This window comes from Leucobacter tenebrionis (genome assembly GCF_019884725.1).
Classification (GTDB): Bacteria; Actinomycetota; Actinomycetes; order Actinomycetales; family Microbacteriaceae; genus Leucobacter; species Leucobacter tenebrionis.
The window spans coordinates 1,893,329-1,910,342 of record NZ_CP082322.1 but is presented as its reverse complement, the minus strand read 5'-3'; the positions used below and the strand labels follow the sequence as shown (position 1 = coordinate 1,910,342).

Here is a 17,014-nt window from a genome sequence, read left to right as displayed (position 1 = left end):
GAGACAAAGGTTAGGCTCGCCGAAGGTCGGCACCGGAGCCGGCCCCGAGACCACTCGCGGAGGATCATGAACAGTCTCGAAGTGACCGACCTGCGGATCGCCATCGGCGGTCGCACCATCGTGAACGGCACCACGTTCTCGGTGGGCAAGGGCCAGCGCGTCTGCCTGCTCGGAGAGTCGGGATCGGGCAAGTCGCTCACGGCGAGCGCGGTGCTCGGCCGTCTCCCGGCCAACGCCGTGACCGAGGGCAGCATCAGGGTCAATGGCGTCGAGGTGCTCGGCGTGCCGGCCTCCAAGCGGCCCGAGGAGGCCCGCGTGGCGATGGTCTTCCAGGACTCGGCCGTGGCTCTCAACCCCCTCGTACGCATTCGCGAGCAGCTCGTCGAGCCGCTGCGGCGGCACCGCGGGCTCTCGCGAGCCGACGCAGCTCAGGCGGCCGTGGAGCTCGCGGAGTCCGTGGGGCTCCCCGATCCCGCGGGCATCATCGACCGCTTCTCAGCCGAGCTCTCCGGCGGTCAGCGGCAGCGCGTCTGCATCGCGCTGGCGCTCGCCTGCAACACCCGCCTGATGGTGGCCGACGAACCGACCACCGCACTCGACGTCGTCACTCAGAAGCGCGTGCTCGATGTGCTGAAGAAGTACACGGCCGGTCAGCACACCCCGGCGCTGCTGTTCATCACGCACGACTTCGCGGTGGCCTCCGAGCTGTGCAGCGACTCCGTGGTGATGAAGGACGGCGACGTCGTCGAGCAGGGGCAGATCCACTCCATCTTCGCCGCACCGGAGAACCCATACACCCGGGAGCTGATCCGCGCCGCCCGCGCCGCCACGGTCGATCCGTACGTGCAGCAGTTCCGCCGGGAGCTCGCCGAGCTCCGCGCCGAGGACGCCGCGGAGCAGCCGAAGGCCAAGGTCTTCTACGACATCGGCGACGTGAGCCGCGAGTACCCGATGCCCCGCAAGGGACTCTTCGGCAAGCGCGAGATGAAGACGGCGCTCTTCCCCACCGACCTCGTGATCCGCGAGGGCGAGCGCGTCGGCATCGTCGGTGTCTCCGGCTCGGGTAAGACGACGCTACTGCGCCTCATGCTCGCCCTCGACACGACCGACACCGGCGCGGTCACCTGCTCGGGCCGGGAGGTCTACCCGGCCGACGTGAAGAAGCTCAAGTGGTACCGCCGCAAGGTCCAGTATGTGCCGCAGGATCCCGCGAGCACCCTCGACCCGCTCATGACGGTGCGCAAGCTCGTGCGCGAGCCGCTCGTGCGGCTCGGCGTGCCGGGCGACCACGACACGATGGTGCGCGAGGCGCTCGACTCGGTCGGCCTCGACGAGAAGTTCCTGCACCGCCGCGCGAACGAGCTCTCCGGCGGTCAGGCGCAGCGACTCGCGATCGCCCGCGCGATCGCCACGCGGCCGGACTTCCTGCTCGCCGACGAGCCGGTGAGCGGACTCGACCTGCCCATGCGCGAGTCGATCGTCGCCCTGCTCCGACGCATCTCCGAGGAGCGGGGGACCGGGATCGTGGTCGTCTCGCACGACCTCTCGATGGTCGCGAACCTCTGCGAGCGCACGGTCGTGATGCACGCCGGCGAGGTGGTCGAGGATCGATCCACCCGGCAGCTCCTCGCGGATCCGCGGCACGAGCGCACCAAGGAGCTGCTCGACGCGATTCCCGTGCTCCACGTCATGCCCGACGCCCTCGAACCGGCGATCTGAGACCGGGAAGGAACACCCAATGGCGATCTCAACTCAGGCGGTCCCCGCCCTCCGGCGCGCGCAGCGCCGCACCTCGTCGTTCTCCAGCGGCTCGAAGGCCGCGATCGTCTCGGCCCTCTCGCGGGTCGTCACGATCCTCGTGGTGATCTTCCTCCTCGGCATCCTGCCGCTCCTCTCCGGCCGTGACATCGCAGAGTCGGTCTACCGCTCGCGCTACGCCGAGGGCGAGATGGATCCGCAGGCGCTCGAGGCGATCCGGCAGGAGCTCGGGCTCGAGAACGGCGTCTTCGGCGCCTTCCTCGCCTGGGCGGGCAATGCCGTTCGAGGCGACTTCGGCGTCTCCTGGACCACGCGCAAGCCCGTGCTCCCCGAGATGCTCGACGCGCTCGGCGCGTCCCTGACGCTCATGCTGGCCGCCCTCGTCATCGCGATCGTGCTCGGCGGCCTGCTCACCATCCCGACCTTCCGCCGCGGGCTCGCCGGCCGCTCGGATCGAACGGGCGGCGGCCTCGCAGCCGCGTTCACAGCGCTCCCCGAGTTCCTCCTCGCCTCAGTGTTGCTCGTCGTCTTCGCCGTCTGGCTCGGCTGGTTCCCTCCCTTCGGGTGGCGCGGCCTCGACTACCTGGTGCTGCCCGCGCTCTCAATGGGCCTGCCGGCCGGCGGCTTCCTCGGCCGACTGCTCTCGGATGCGCTCGCCAGCACGTTCAGCGAGCGCTGGGTCGCCACCTGGCAGGTCGCGGGCTACTCGAAGACGCGCATCGTGCTCGCCGCGATCCGCCGCACCCTGCCCGGCGTCACCGCGCCGATGTCGCTCATCCTCGTCGGCATCACGGCGGGGGCCGTCGTGGTCGAGGAGGTGTACGCCATCCCCGGCATCGGCCGTGCGACGCTCGCCGCCGCGCAGTCGCAGGACCTGCCGACGCTGCAGGGCGGCGTGATCCTGCTGATGCTGCTCGCCGTCGCGTTCGGCATCGGCGCGACGCTGCTGCGCCGGATCCTGCTCGGCCCGGCCCTGCGGTCGAACTCGCTCCCCGCGGCCGTGCCGAAGACCCCGAGCTCGAAGTGGGCGCTCGTGCTCCCCGCGGCCATGCTCCTCGTGCTCGTCGTGATCGTCGTCGCCGGTCTGCCCCGCGACCCCTACGCCCTCGACTACACCCGCTTGCAGCCGCCGAACTGGGAACTGCCGCTCGGCGCCGACGCCAGCGGTCGCGACGTGCTCGCCCGTATCTCGCACGGCGCGCTGTCGACGATCGGGGTCGGCGCGATCGTCGCAGCGATCTGCCTGCTGATCGGCCTCGTCGTCGGCATGTTCCCCAACCTCGGCGCAGGACCGATCGAGGTCACCAACGCGGCGCCCCCGATCCTCGCCGGCCTCATCGTCGCCGCCGTGCTCGGCCCCTCCTCCTTCGGCGCCGCAATCGCGGTCACGCTCGTGAGCTGGGCCCCGCTCGCCGCGCACACCGCCGCGCTCGTCGCCGAGGTGAAGGCGCAGCCCCACATCAAGATCGCCCCCGTGCTCGGCGTGGGCAATACGCGCCTCATGCTGCGCTACGTGCTGCCGAGCGTCGTCGGGCCGGTGTTCCGCCACGCGTGCCTCCGCCTCCCCGGCATCTGCCTCGCGCTCGCGGCGCTCGGCTTCCTGGGCCTCGGCCCGCAGCCGCCGCAGTCGGACTGGGGCCTCGTGCTCGCCGAGGGTATGCCCTACGTGGAGCGCGCCCCGCTCGTGGTGCTCGTGCCGGCCGGAGCGCTCGTGCTCCTCTCGATCTTCGCGGTCTCCCTCTCGAGCCTCAGCATCGACTTCCGCGGGGGCCGTGCCCGCCCGAGCCGACGCCGGCGTTCCCGGCGCAGTGCGCAATCGCCCTCGACGGGACTCACCCCGACCGGCGTTGTCGACATGTCCACCGTCCGCGACCCCTCCTGACCCCGTCAGCCCCACCCAACGAAAGGTACCCATCACCATGAGCAAGCACACGGGCCGCAGAGTCGCGGCCGCCCTCGCTCTCACCGGCTCCGCCGCGCTGCTCCTCAGCGGCTGCTTTAGCGGAGGAGGCGGCAACGGCGGAGGCGACGGCGACGACCGGATCCAGGTCGCCTTCATGCAGCCGCCCAAGTCCAACCTCAACCCCTTCAGCGATGACGCGTTCAAGCTGTCGCGTTGGAGCACCGGCGAGACGCTCGTGCGCCTCAACGACGACATCGAGATCGAGCCGATGCTCGCCACCGAGTGGGAGCAGGTCGACGACCTCACTTGGAAGTTCGCGCTGCGCGACGATGTGACCTTCCACGACGGCACCCCCTTCAACGCCGAGGCGGTCAAGAACACCCTCGACAAGGCGATGGCCGCGTCGCCGCCGCCCCGTGCGCTGAACGGCGTCGCGATCACGACCGAGGCGACAGGCGAGTTCGAGGTCACGGTGACGACCGATGCGCCGGATCCGCTGCTGCCGAACCGCCTCGCGAGCCCGCAGATGTCGATCCTCTCAGCCGCCGCCTACAACGACGACGGCACCGTCACCCCGATCGGTACCGGCACCGGCCCGTTCGAACTGGTCGACGTCAACGGCAGCACGACCGCCACCCTCGACCGCTTCGACGACTACTGGGGCGAACCGGCGGCGATCTCCGGTATCGACGCCTCCTTCGTGCCCGACGGTGCGGCGCGCGCGGGATCCCTCCGCTCCGGTGAGACCGACGTCGCGGAGAGCATCCCCGTGTCGCAGATCGACCTCCTCGAGGAGGGCACGGCGCACGAGGTGCAGCAGACTCGCACCACCTACCTCGCGCTGAACACGAAGACGGGTCCCTTCGCCGACCCCGCCGTGCGTGCGGCGGCCCGCGCGGCGATCGACCCCTCGGGCATCGTCGACGGCGTCTACGAGGGCCACGCCGACCCCTCGGTCGGCCTGCTCGGCCCCGCCATCCCCTGGGCCGCCGAGCTGCGCGACGACGTGGAATCGGCCGCCGAGCCGGGTGACGCCTCGGGCGTCGAGATCACGCTCGCTACCTACACCGACCGTGCCGAACTTCCTGAGATCGCGGTGCAGCTCGAGAAGCAGCTGGAAGACGCCGGCTTCGTCGTCACTCAGGACGTGCGCGAGTACGTGAACATGGAGAAGGAGATGCTCGGCGGCGGCTTCGACGCGGTCATCTACTCCCGCAACACGCTGCTCGACACGGGCGACCCGCTGTCCTTCCTCGCACAGGACTTCATGTGCGGCGGCGGCTCGAACGTCGCGCAGCTCTGCGACGACACCGTGGACAGCCTCATCACCGCCGGCCAGCAGGTACCGCTCGGCGAGGAGCGCCAGAAGGCGACGATGGAGGCCGAGGCCGCCGTGCTGCAGCTCGACGCCGCGATCCCGCTCGTGCACGACCGCGTGGTGCAGGGCGAGGCCGGCACCTTCGCCGATGTCGTGCGCGACCCGCTCGAGCGACGCCTCATCACCGAACTCACCAAGCCCGCCGAGTAGGGCGCCGCCGCGGTGGGCGGCGCCCCCGCCTGCGCCGCCCACCGCGAACCACCCGATCCATCCCGACGAGAGAAACCCCGGAGCACCCGAACGTGAAGATGCACTCCTACTGGCTCGATACCGCCACCCCGAGCGGCGACTACAGTCGAACCGAGATCCCCAGGGAGGTCGATGTCGCCGTGGTCGGCGGCGGCTTCACCGGGCTCTCGGCCGCCTACCACGCAGCCAAACAGGGGCTCTCGGTCGCGGTGCTCGAGGCGCACACGGTCAACTGGGGCGCCTCGGGGCGCAACGGCGGCATGGCCACCACCGGTCTCGCCATCGGCTTCGGCAGCGCCGTGAAGCGCTACGGCGAGCAGCGCGCCATCGCCTACTTCAAGGAGTACAACAAGGCCATCGATCTTATCGAGGACCTCGTGCGCGAGCACAACCTCGACGTCGACTACGCCCGCACCGGCAAGATGAACCTCGCCGTCAAGCCGGGCCACTTCGAGGGGATGAAGCAGAGCGCGGAGCTGCTGCAGAACCTCGTCGGGCAGCCCGTGAGCCTCGTCGACCGCGCGAACATCCGCAGCGAGGTCGGCTCCGACTCCTACTACGGTGCCATCGTCGACCCCCTCGGCGCCGGCATGCACGTGGGCAAGTTCGGTCACGAGCTCGCCAGGCTCGCGGTCGAGGCCGGCGCGACGATCCACGAGCGCGCCGAGGTGCTCGCCACCGAGCGCATCGGCAGCGGGGCGATGCACATCCTCAAGACCACCCGCGGCAACGTCAAAGCCGGCGCCGTGATCCTCGGCACGAGCGGCTACACGGGCAAGCCCTTCGGGTGGAATCAGCGCCGCATCATCCCGGTCGGCAGCTTCATCGTCGTGACGGAGCCGCTGCCGCAGGAGATCGTCGACGAGCTCCTGCCGAACCGCCGGATGACCTCGACGATGGTCAACTTCACGCACTACTTCCGGATCACGCCGGATAACCGCCTGCTCTTCGGCGGTCGCGCGCGCTTCGCGCTCAGCGACCCGTCGCAGGACCGCGAGAGCGGCGAGATCCTGACCAAGGCGATGCGCGAGGTTTTCCCCCAGCTGCGCGACGCCCGCATCGACTACATGTGGGGCGGCCTTGTCGATATCTCGATGGACATGATGACGCACGCCGGCCAGCACGAGGGCATGTTCTACAGCCACAGCTACAACGGCCATGGCGTGCAGATGGCCAATTACATGGGCAAGGTCATGGTTGAGGCGGTCAAGGGCAACCCCGAGGCCAACATCTGGCGCGACCTGAAGAACCCGTGGATCCCCGGCTACTTCGGCAACCCCTGGGCGCATCTCCGCGCCGGCGGCGCTTTCTTCGCGCTGCAGGACAAGCTGAGCTGAACACGACGAACGAGAGGGAGGAAAGATGTCGACGATGACCGATTGCGCGACCGAGTGCCTGTGCGAGCCGCAGTCCGTCCCGGCCGTCGCGGAGGACGCGCTCCTCCGCGACCTCGGGATCCCCGGAGGCGGGTACGTCGACGGGGAGTGGGTGCAGGGACCCCTCACCCTGGAGGTGACGGACCCCGAGGACGGCGCCCTCGTAGCGCGCGTCTACGAGGGAACGGTTGATGACGTCGACCGGGCCGTCGCCGGCGTCCAGCGCAGCCTGCGCGAGGATCGCTGGGAACTGTGGGAGCGCCGCGAGGTGCTCGAGCGCGCCGCCGACCTCGTGCGCGAGGAGGGCGACCGCCTCGCCCGCATCATCTCCTCGGAGGGCAGCAAGACGATCACCGAGGCCACCCGCGAGGTGGCCCGCACCGCCGAGACCCTGAAGATCTCGGCGCACTCGGCCGCCCTGCTGGAGGGCGAGACCCTGCCGTTCGAGGACACGGCCCGCGGCTCGGGCAAGTTCGGCTACTACCGGCGCGTGCCCCTCGGCATCGTCGCCGCCATCACGCCGTTCAACGATCCCATGAACCTCGTCGCTCACAAGGTCGGCCCCGGTCTGCTCGCGGGCAACGCCATCGTGCTCAAGCCCGCCGCCGTCACGCCGCTGTCGGCGCTCGCGCTGCACGACATCCTGCTGCGCGCCGGCATGCCCGCGGGGCGCATGGCCGTGCTCGCGTCCGACCGCGAGGTCGGCTCGGCGCTCGTGGGCGATCCCCGTATCGCCGCGGTCAGCTTCACGGGCGGCCCCGCGACGGGCGACACGATCGCCCGGATCGCCGGCGCCCGCAAGATGCTCATGGAGCTCGGCGGTAACAACGCCGTGCTCGTCTGCGAGGACGGCGACGTGGAGACCGCGGCCGCGGGCATCGTCGACGGCGCCTTCGGCGTGGCCGGGCAGAACTGCCTCTCGGTGCAGCGGGTCTTCGTTCACGCCTCGCACTACGAGCGACTCGTCTCGCTCGTCACGGCGGGTGCCGAGCGGCTCACGGTCGGTTCGAAGCGCGACGCGACGACGGACGTGGGGCCGCTCATCGGCGAGCGCGAGGCCCGCCGCGTCGAGGAGTGGGTCGAGGAGGCCGTCGCGGGCGGTGCCCGAGCGGTGAGCGGCCGCCGCCGCGAGGGCGCGTTCTACTGGCCCACGGTGCTCGTCGACGTGCCGGGCGGTGCCCGCATCTATCGCGAGGAGGTGTTCGGACCGGTCGTGCTCATCGAGCCGTTCACCGACGTCGACGCCGCCCTCGAGGCGATCGACGATACCGACTACGGGCTGCAGGCGGGCGTCTTCACGGCCTCGCTCCGCACGGCCATGCACGCGGTCGACCGGCTGCACATGGGCAGCGTGCTCGTCAACGACACGAGCGACTTCCGGATCGACGCGATGCCGTTCGGCGGCTCGAAGCGCTCGGGCGTGGGCCGCGAGGGTGTGGCCGAGGCCGTCCGCGAGATGAGCGAGCCGAAGAACGTGATCCTCAACCGGACATTCTGAGGAGAGAGAACGTGCAGCAGTTCCAGACGATCGTGGACCGGCTCGGCGACCGGCTGAGCACCCCCGCTCCGGTCGTGCTCCTCGACGTGATGGAGGAGAACATCATGCGCATGCAGGCCTTCGCCGACCGCCACGGCAAGGCGCTGCGCCCGCACGTCAAGACCCACAAGAGCATCGAGATCGCGCGGAGGCAGCTCGCCGCCGGGGCGGCGGGGATCACGGCCGGCACGCTCGGCGAGGTCGAGATCTTCGCGGCGGCCGGTTTCGGCGACATCTTCCTCGCCTACCCCCTCATCGCCGTGGGAGAGAAGGGGCGGCGCCTGCGGGCCGTCGCCGGCACGACGAAGCTGCGGCTCGGCATCGAGAACACGGTCGCGATCGACGCCGTCGCGCGGGCCTTCTCGGACGATCCCGACCTCATCGGGCTCGTCATCGAGGTCGACAGCGGCGCTGGCCGGTCGGGAGTGGCTCCCGAGGAGGCCGGGGACCTCGCGCGATACGCCGGTGCACGAGGGTTGCGCGTCGACGGCGTCTTCACCTACCCGGGCCACGGCGGCAAGCCCGGCAACCGGGAGGCTGCGGCCGAGGATCAGGCCCGCGCGCTGCGCGGCGCCGTCGACGCGCTCGCGGCGGCGGGCGTGCGCGCCGAGGTCGTGAGCGCGGGATCGAGCCCCACCGTCGCCTTCAGCACCCACGACGTGATCACCGAGGTGCGGCCGGGGGAGTACGTGCTCAACGATCATGACAACTACGCGCTCGGCAACTGCGAGGCCGAGGACATCGGTTTCTTCGTCGCCACGACGGTCGTCAGCGACCAGGGGTTCGCGCACGTCATCGTCGATGCGGGCACCAAGGCGCTCGCGCGCGAGGGCAACTACGACCGCGGCTACGGCCAGGTGCCCGAGGTGGGCGGCGTGCTGAGCGTGCTCAACGAGTACCACGGCTTCCTCACCCTGCCCGAGGGCGGGGAGCGGCCCGCGCCGGGCCGCGTGCTGCCGATTGTGCCGCATCATGTCTGCCCGGTGATGAACAGCTTCGACGAGGTGATCCTCAGCGATCGCCAAGGGCGCTACCTGGGTACCTGGCGCATCGACGCCCGTGGCCAACTCAACTGACCATCCGCCCTCCGCCGCGAGGCCGACCCACACGAAAGGACCCCACAGTGACCCGGACACCAGCAGAAGCGCTCGCCGAACTCGGCGTCGAGCTGCCCGAGGTGAAGCTCGATCCGTTCTATATCAACTATCGCGAGTCCGGCTCAGGCCAGATCCACATCTCGGGCCAGATGCCCTACGTGAACGGGGAGCTGCCGGCCGTCGGTACGGTGGGCGCCGACATCGACGTCGAGACCGCCCGCCAATCGATGCGCATCGCGACGATCAACGCGCTCGCCGTCGGCGCGCACGCCGTCGGCGGCCTCGACAAGCTGCGGATCGTGCAAATGCTCGTCTTCGTGGCGAGCGCCCCCGACTTCGGCGGTCAGTCGAACGTGGCCGACGCCGGCAGCGAGCTGCTGGTGGAGGTGCTCGGAGAGCACGGCCGTCACGCGCGCACCGCGATCGGCGTCGCCGCCCTGCCGCGCACCAGCCCGGTCGAGGTGCAGATGATCGTCGAGGCGCTGACGTGAGTTCGTCCGCGGTCGATCGCGAGCCCCTGCGGGTGCTGATCACCGGCGCCTCCAGCGGCATCGGCGAGGCGGTCGCCGAGCGCTTCCGCGAGGCAGGCGACCGCGTGCTCCTCACCGGACGCCGCGCCGAGCCGCCCGCGTCCCTTCGGGAGGGGGAGCGCTACCTGTCGGGCGACCTCGGCGATGAGGCGTTCGTGCGCGAGCTCGCCGCGGATGCCGCGAGCGAGTTCGGGGAGATCGACGCGCTTGTGCTCTGCCACGGACTGCAGAAGGATGCCGAGCTGACGGAGATGCCGGTCGACGCCGCCGCGCAGGTGCTCGACGCCAACCTGCTGAGCGTCTTCACGGTCGTCAAGCACGCGACGCCGCTCATGAGCCGCGAGCGCGGTTCGATCGTGTGCGTGAGTTCGCGGCTCGGCATGGTCGGGATCGCCGGTCAGGTGCTCTACTCGGCCGCGAAGGGCGGGCTCATCATGTTCGCTCGGGCCGCCGCCGTCGAGCTCGCGCCGCAGGGCATCCGCGTCAACGCGGTCGCGCCGGGCCTCACGCTCACGCCGAAGATCGCCGAGTCGTTCGGGCAGCGCCCAGATCCCGAAGGCTACACCGCGCAGCGTGCCTCGACAATCCCGCTCGGCCGCCTCGCCTCGCCCCGCGAGGTCGCCGATCCCATCTACTTCCTGGCCTCACCGGCCGCCTCCTACATCACCGGCGCCGTGCTGCCCGTCGACGGCGGATACACGGCGGCGTGAGCCCGTGCGCATCCATCACCCACCGCACACCCACCGAGAGGACCGCCCATGTCTGAATCCCCTGCCCCGCTGAGCCCGAAGTTCATCAGCTTCGACATGCTCGGCACGCTCATCAAGCTCGAGTGGCGCGAGACGGCTGCGGAGCTCGTCCGCGATGTCGTCGGCGAGGAGGCCGCCCCGAGGTTCGCGCGCGACTTCAGCATCTTCCGCGACGCCGAGGTGATCGGCGCGTACAAGGTCTACACACGCGTGATCCGCGACTCCTGGCAGCGCACCTGCAACAAGTGGAGGATCCAGTTCAAGCAGAGCGACGTCGACGCGCTCATCGACGCCCTCGGCACGTGGGGGCCGCACCCCGACGTGGTCGAGCCGCTGCAGCGCCTCGCGGCTGAATACCCGCTCGTGATCTACACGAACCACTGCGACGCCCTCGTGATGCGCAACGTCGAGAAGCTCGGCGTCGACTTCCACCGGGTGTTCACGGCCGAGCAGGGTCGGGCGTACAAACCCAACTACGCCGCGTTCCACTACATGTTCGACCAGCTCGACGCGCAGCCGATGGATCTGCTGCACGTCTCGGCCCACCTGTGGTTCGACTGGCTGCCCGGCCAGCAGCTCGGCATGAAGAACCAGGCCTACATCGACCGCGGCTTCGACCCAGATATCAGGGGTGTGAACGCGTGGATCGACACCCTGGCGGGTGTGGCCGACCGCGTCGGGGCCTGACCCCGAGTTCCGTGAGCCCGCGCGATCGTGGGATACGACAACGAAAGTAAGGTGGAAACATGAGTGCGCGCGAAGCGGACGTCGTCATCGTAGGAGTCGGGTCGGTGGGTAGCATGGCTGCATGGCAGCTCGCCTCCCGGGGGCTGCGGGTCATCGGGGTCGACCGATTCTCCATTCCGGGACCCTTCTCCTCCTACGCCGGGGAGTCCCGCATCTACCGCAAGGTGTACTCGGAGGGCGGGCACTACACACCCATCCTGCAGCGCTCGCAGGATCTCTGGCGCGAGCTGGAGCGGATCAGCGGCGCCGCCCTGCTCCACACCGTCGGCGCACTGACGATCTACGATGAGCACAACCCTCGCCTGGCGACGCTCCTGGCCGCGAGTGCGGACAACGGGCTCGAGCATGAGCTGCTCAGGGGCGACGAGGCGAGGCACCGGTACCCCCAGCATGTGATCCGGGACGGCGACGTGACGCTCTTCGATCCCGAGGGCGGGTACCTGAGTTCCGAGAAGGCCGTCATCGCGGCGCTCACGGAGGCCGAACGGCTCGGCGCCGAGTTCCTGGGCAACCGGAAGGCGCACAGCGTCGAGACCCACGGCGACCGTTACCTCGTCCGCACAGACCAGGAGGAGATCATCGCCTCCCGGGTGGTCATCTCGCAGGGCAACGGCGCCGGTGCGGTCTGCGAGGCGCTCGGCACCCACCTCGCGGTGCTGCCCCAGGTCCTGACCTGGTTCCCCATGCGCAACCCGGCGGAGTTCCGCCGCGAGGGCATGCCGGTCTTTCTGCGGCGCGCGGAGGATGGCGAGCGATCTGACGGCGGCGCCCGCCTCTACGGTTTCCCGAGCGCCGACGGCTGGACGATCAAGGTCTCCGGCAGCGTCTACATGGACGAGGTCGAGTCGATGGAGCGACCTCTCGTGTGGGAGCCCGAGCACATCGACCCCATCCGGTCGTGGGTGCGGGAGTTCATGCCGGATCTGATCCCGGAGCCGGTGCGCGTAGCGACCTGCGCCGACGGCTACCTGCCTGACGAGACCGCCCTGCTGGGCGCGGTTCCGGGCATGGAGGGGGTCATCACGGCGGTGGGGCTCTCGGGCCACGGCTTCAAGATGGCCTCCGGGATGGGAGCGATCGTCGCCGATCTGGCGGTGGACGGGGCCACGGTCACCGAGGTCGGATTCATGAACCCGGCCAGGTTCCTCGCGCCCGAGGCGCGGTTCACGTCGCTGCCGCTGAGCTGAAGCGGGACGGAAGGGGCGGCGGAGGTTTCCGAGAACCTCCGCCGCCCCTTCCGCTGCGCCGCGCGGCTCAGTCGATGCCGAGCGCCGTGTTGATCTCGTCGAGCGAGGTGAACCGTACCGAGCCGTACTCGGGCACGTGTACGAGGTCGTAGCCGCGGTCGAGGAAGGCGAGGTTGCGGAACCCCAGGTGGTACATCGGGAAGTGGTCGTAGAACTGGTGCGATGAGATGTGGAGGAAGTCCTCGGGGCTGGCGTCCAGCTGATCGAGCATGTAGTCGAAAGCCTGCACGCGCGGCTTGTAGGCCTTGGCGCCCTCGGCCGTGTAGACCGCGTGGAAGGGCGCCTCGAGGCGGGGGATGAAGGTGTTGAGGTACTCGTCGTCGGCGTTGGAGAGGGCGACGAGCGGGAAGTGCTCGGCCATCTTCTTGAGCGGCTCGACCACGTCGGGGTGCGGGCCCCACTCGAAGATGTCGCGCTGGATCGCGGCGATGTGCTCGGGCTTCGCCTCGAGACCGTAGCGCTCGCAGATGCGACGGTAGGAGCGCTCGAGCACCTCGCCGTAGGGGCGGTACTCGAGGATCTCGTCGTAGCGGATGAAGCTGAAGTCCTTGAAGAACTGCTCGAGCTGCTCCGCGTCGAGCTGGTCCTTCACGAAGGGCTCCACTGTCTTGCGCATCTCGAAGTAGATGAGCGTGCCGATGACGTCGAAGGAGATGTACTTCGGGCTGGGCAGTTCGAGGGGCATGGCAGGCCTTTCGGAGTCGGTGCGTGCGGACGTGAACCCGTCCTGATCCAATTTTGGCTTAATGTGAAACAAAAAGCCAGGGGTGGGAGGAGTGTTGTCGAATCGCCCCGGGCGGATCGGAATACTCAACTGAGCGCGGAGAGACCCTCGCCCGAGACGCGGTCGAGAAGCTCGGAGGCCGCCTCAGCTCGAGCCTCGCGGGCGCCTCCCAGCGCGGCCGGATACCCGTTCTCGACGTGACCGATCACTCGAAGTTCAGGAGGCCGTGTCAGTTCGCGGCGTAGGACCGCTTCGACTCGAGGCAGCGTCAGTCGCACGAGCGGCGAGAGGGTGCCAGTGAAGATGACGAGGGCCGGATCCGTCATCACCGCGATGATCCGAATCGCCTGCACGAGGGCGGAGCAGAAGACCTCCCGCAGCCGCTCGAGATCCTCCCCCTCGGACTCCCAAAGATCCTCCATCGAGTCGAGGGGGTGGCCGAGGCGGCGAGAGAGCTCGAAGAGGCCGTGGGCCCCGAGCAAAGCGCCGAGGGTCGATGGGCCCGTCTCTGCCTCGACGGGGATGAGCTCGAAGTCGCCGAACGAGGCGGTCAGGCCTCGGGCGATGGTGCCGTCCCGCCTGCGCAGGGACATCGTCAGGATCGAGCTCGCGTTCAGCAGTACGGGAGCGGTGCTCGCGTCGATGAAGCCCAGGCTCTCGAGGCCGACGAGCACCATCGTGGCATCGAGCTCGATGCGGATCGGGCACGCGAGGCGTTCGGCGAGCACCCGCGCGAACGCGTCGCCCTCGATCGCCGCCATGAACAGCGGCGGGCGCGTGATGATGGCCCCGTCGATCGCCCGTCCGGGTATCGCCACGACGACCCGCCTGAGGGGACCGGGAAAGCCTCGCACCGCCTGCGAGACGACCTCGACCGACCAGTCGACGGCATCCTCGAAGCCCGTCCACTTCGGGGTGGGGATCTGCTGCCAGGCAAGCTCCCGTCCCGAGAGATCGGTGACGAAAATGCTGGTCATGCGCACGCCGAGACTCAGCCCCGCGACGAGACCGAGCGATGCGGCGGGGCTCAACGTCTCCGCTCGCCGTCCCCGAGCGGAGGGATCCGCGGGAGCGACGGGCCGCGAGACCAGCGCGCCGGCCTGGAGCAGCTCATCCGCCAGCCGGGATACCGTCGCCTTGCTGAGGCCGGATTCCAGCTCGATCTCCTTGCGGGTAGCATCCTGGTGGCGCAGGACCGTGCCGAGCAGCAGCGAGAGGTTCCTGCGGCGGAGGTCGGGGTGCGACAGCGGTTGTGACATCGTGATGAAGCGTACCCCGGCCCGGCCTCGCATGCCCGATGCGGCGATCTTTCAGAGCGCCGCCGTCAGAGCGCCGCGTCCTCCTCGTTGCGGCCGTGCCGCAGCGCGCCCTCGTCGTCGTGCGTGTGGATCTCGTACTCGCTGAGCGAGAGGTGGCGGTGGAGCGCGAGGTGCAGCGCCTCCATCTCCCCCTCTCGCAGCAGCTCCGCGATCTCGGTGTGCCCCACGATCACCCGCTCGGGCTTCGGATACGCGCCGGGGAAGTGGGCGAGGCAGATGAGCGCCTCGGTGGCGAGGGTGGCGTAGGCGCGGGCGAGCCGCGTGTTGTCGGCGTTCGCCACGATCGTCGTGTGGAACTCCATGTCGACGCGGCCGAGCTGGGTCCAGTCGCCGTCGATGAGCGCCCCGTGCATGCGATCCACGATCGGCAGGAGCTGCTCGGCGATCTGCGCACGCTGCTCGGCGGGTTTCTTCGTGATGATCTCGGCCGCCGCGCACTCGATGACCTCGCGGGCTTCGAAGACCTCGGCGACGTCGCGCACCGTGAGTTCCTGCACGAATACGCCCCGATTGGGGCGCGAGAGGAGCAGCCCCTCCTGCACGAGACGGTGCAGCGCCTCGCGCACGGGCCCGCGGGAGACGTTCAGCTGACCGGCGACCTGGGCCTCGTTGATCTGGTCGCCCGGCGAGAACGAACCGTTGATGATGCCCTCGCGCAGCTGATCCGCGATGACGACCGCGGTGGGGCGGTTGTTGATCGCGGAGAGCGCCTGTACGCCGTTCATGGGAACTCCCTCATCTGGCTCACAGCTGTTTCAATTGTGGACAATCTTACGGCACGTGCGACGAACGTCGGCCGAGCAGCCAGCGACTCAGTCGTGTGTGTCGCTCTCGTGGCTCGCGTGGTGCGAGGGCTCGAGCTGGATCGTGCAGTGCTCGGTGTCGAAGTGCTCCCCGAGGCAGGCGTGCAGCTCGTCGAGGATGCGGTCGTACCGCTCCCAGTCCAGCGTCTCCTCGTCGACGACCACGTGGGCGGACATCGCGTTCACCCCCGAGGTGATGGTCCACGCGTGCAGGTCGTGCACCTGCTCCACGCCCGGCACCGACAGCATGTGCTCGCGCGTCTGATCGAGGTCGACGTCCTTCGGCGTGCTCTCGAGCAGGATCCTCACGACGTCCTTCAGCAGGCTGTAGGCCCGCGGGGCGATCAGCAGCGCGATCGCGAAGGCCGCGACCTGGTCCACCCAGTTCCAGCCGGTGAACATGATGATGAAGCCCGCGATGATGACTGCGCCGGAGCCGATGAGGTCGCCGAGCACCTCGAGGTAGGCGCCGCGCACGTTGATGCTCTCCTTCTGCCCCGATTGCAGGATGAGCAGGGAGACGAGGTTGGCGACGGCGCCGATGATCGCCGCGATGAGCATCGGCCCGGTCTCGATCTCGACCTCGCTGCCGATGCGCTGGATCGCGCTGTACACGATGACGATGCAGATCACGCTGAGCACGATGCCGTTGATCATCGCCGACAGCACCTCCACGCGCATGAGCCCGTAGGTGCGCTTCGAGGTGGCAGGCAGAGCCGCGATGAACGTCGCGATGAGCGCGATGAGCACGCCGGTGGCGTCCGTGAGCATGTGCCCCGCGTCTGCGAGCAGCGCGAGCGATCCCGAGATCAGCGCGCCGACGACCTGCACCAGGAAGATCGTCGCGGTGATGCTGAGCACGAGGATCAGCTTCTTGCGGTGCTTGCCGCCCGCGGTCGCGTGCCCCTCCAGGCCGTGATCGTGGTTGTGCCCGTGGCTGCCGGTCTCGTTCGCGGCGGGCCGTGCCGGGTGTCCGGTGCTGAAGGCGTGCCCGTGGTCGTGGGGCTCGTGGCCGTGCCCGTGGTCGCCGTGATCGTGCCCGTGAGCGTGTCGCTGCGAAGAACTCATGCTCTCACGATAGCAGGATTGTAAATTGTTGACAATTAGAAAGATGGCTTCGATACTGGAGGCGCGCGGATCGTCCGATCCGCGCCAACCATCTCATCGAGGAGCGTGCTGAGCACATGACCCAGGCCATCGTCATCACCGACGTCGTCACGACCGATGCGGGCGAGCACCGCGACAAAGCCACCGCCGAGCAGCCCGGGCAGACCGAGTCCTCGCGCACCGTGTGGGAGTCCGCCGAGGGCATCCGCTCAGGCGTCTGGGAGGTGACGCCCGGCTCGTTCAGCAGCACCCGCCCCGAGTACCATGAGATGTGCCAGATCGTCTCGGGCCGCGCCACGATCGAGGAGGCCGACGGAACGGCCTTCGAGGTGGGGCCCGGATCCCTCTTCATCACTCCCGAGGGCTGGACGGGGCGCTGGACCGTCCACGAGACCCTCCGAAAGGTCTGGGTCGTGATCCCCTTCGCCGCGCTCGCCGCGCCCGTGCGCGGCGAGGCGTGAGAGACCGGCCTCCCCCAATGGAAAGAGGCGCCGTTCCCGATCGGGAACGGCGCCTCTTCTTGCGCGACGGCAGCGTCGCACGTCGCGCG

Annotated in this window: 15 protein-coding genes; 11 read left to right on the top strand and 4 right to left on the bottom strand. The window is 69.4% G+C overall.

Annotated features, from left to right (window positions below; translation table 11 throughout):
- Window positions 1-66 precede the first annotated feature (66 nt).
- From KVY00_RS08835 to solA, 10 genes are all read left to right on the top strand, one after another.
- Window positions 67-1,719, top strand: coding sequence for an ATP-binding cassette domain-containing protein (locus KVY00_RS08835; protein WP_223042621.1), 1,653 nt, complete (start codon window positions 67-69; stop codon window positions 1,717-1,719).
- Window positions 1,720-1,738: 19 nt separating this feature from the next.
- The gene (locus KVY00_RS08830) at window positions 1,739-3,640 is read left to right on the top strand and encodes an ABC transporter permease subunit (RefSeq protein ID WP_223042620.1); all 1,902 of its coding nucleotides are present in this window, start codon (window positions 1,739-1,741) and stop codon (window positions 3,638-3,640) included.
- A 37-nt stretch (window positions 3,641-3,677) separates the two neighbouring features.
- Window positions 3,678-5,189, top strand: coding sequence for an ABC transporter substrate-binding protein (locus KVY00_RS08825; RefSeq protein WP_223042619.1), 1,512 nt, complete (start codon window positions 3,678-3,680; stop codon window positions 5,187-5,189).
- 98 nt (window positions 5,190-5,287) lie between these two features.
- Window positions 5,288-6,565: an NAD(P)/FAD-dependent oxidoreductase gene (locus KVY00_RS08820; protein WP_255572855.1), complete on the top strand. Its 1,278-nt coding sequence runs from the start codon at window positions 5,288-5,290 to the stop codon at window positions 6,563-6,565.
- A gap of 34 nt (window positions 6,566-6,599) precedes the next feature.
- Window positions 6,600-8,102: an aldehyde dehydrogenase family protein gene (locus KVY00_RS08815; protein ID WP_223042617.1), complete on the top strand. Its 1,503-nt coding sequence runs from the start codon at window positions 6,600-6,602 to the stop codon at window positions 8,100-8,102.
- Between the two features lie 11 nt (window positions 8,103-8,113).
- The gene (locus tag KVY00_RS08810) at window positions 8,114-9,217 is read left to right on the top strand and encodes an alanine racemase (protein ID WP_255572567.1); all 1,104 of its coding nucleotides are present in this window, start codon (window positions 8,114-8,116) and stop codon (window positions 9,215-9,217) included.
- A 47-nt stretch (window positions 9,218-9,264) separates the two neighbouring features.
- Complete coding sequence (locus tag KVY00_RS08805; protein ID WP_223042616.1) at window positions 9,265-9,729, top strand: RidA family protein; 465 nt, start codon at window positions 9,265-9,267, stop codon at window positions 9,727-9,729.
- Complete coding sequence (locus KVY00_RS08800) at window positions 9,726-10,478, top strand: SDR family NAD(P)-dependent oxidoreductase (protein WP_255572566.1); 753 nt, start codon at window positions 9,726-9,728, stop codon at window positions 10,476-10,478. Before KVY00_RS08805 ends, KVY00_RS08800 begins: the two co-directional genes overlap by 4 nt.
- A gap of 48 nt (window positions 10,479-10,526) precedes the next feature.
- Window positions 10,527-11,204 (top strand): haloacid dehalogenase type II, encoded by a 678-nt coding sequence (locus KVY00_RS08795; protein WP_223042615.1) that lies wholly within the window; start codon window positions 10,527-10,529, stop codon window positions 11,202-11,204.
- 59 nt (window positions 11,205-11,263) lie between these two features.
- Window positions 11,264-12,451, top strand: a complete 1,188-nt coding sequence (solA, locus tag KVY00_RS08790; RefSeq protein ID WP_223042614.1) for an N-methyl-L-tryptophan oxidase — start codon at window positions 11,264-11,266, stop codon at window positions 12,449-12,451.
- A 67-nt stretch (window positions 12,452-12,518) separates the two neighbouring features.
- On the opposite strand, the gene KVY00_RS08785 is transcribed toward solA, so the two are convergent.
- The 4 genes from KVY00_RS08785 to KVY00_RS08770 form a co-directional block, all read right to left on the bottom strand.
- Complete coding sequence (locus KVY00_RS08785) at window positions 12,519-13,196, bottom strand: HAD-IA family hydrolase (protein ID WP_223042613.1); 678 nt, start codon at window positions 13,194-13,196, stop codon at window positions 12,519-12,521.
- Between the two features lie 125 nt (window positions 13,197-13,321).
- Window positions 13,322-14,494: an ROK family transcriptional regulator gene (locus KVY00_RS08780; RefSeq protein ID WP_223042612.1), complete on the bottom strand. Its 1,173-nt coding sequence runs from the start codon at window positions 14,492-14,494 to the stop codon at window positions 13,322-13,324.
- A gap of 65 nt (window positions 14,495-14,559) precedes the next feature.
- Window positions 14,560-15,279: a GntR family transcriptional regulator gene (locus KVY00_RS08775; protein ID WP_223042611.1), complete on the bottom strand. Its 720-nt coding sequence runs from the start codon at window positions 15,277-15,279 to the stop codon at window positions 14,560-14,562.
- An 87-nt stretch (window positions 15,280-15,366) separates the two neighbouring features.
- Entirely contained in the window at window positions 15,367-16,425 is a 1,059-nt protein-coding gene (locus tag KVY00_RS08770) for a cation diffusion facilitator family transporter (protein ID WP_223042610.1), read from the bottom strand.
- A gap of 116 nt (window positions 16,426-16,541) precedes the next feature.
- On the opposite strand from KVY00_RS08770, the gene KVY00_RS08765 reads away from it, so the two are divergent.
- Window positions 16,542-16,925: a cupin domain-containing protein gene (locus tag KVY00_RS08765; protein ID WP_223042609.1), complete on the top strand. Its 384-nt coding sequence runs from the start codon at window positions 16,542-16,544 to the stop codon at window positions 16,923-16,925.
- The last annotated feature ends 89 nt before the right edge of the window (window positions 16,926-17,014 follow it).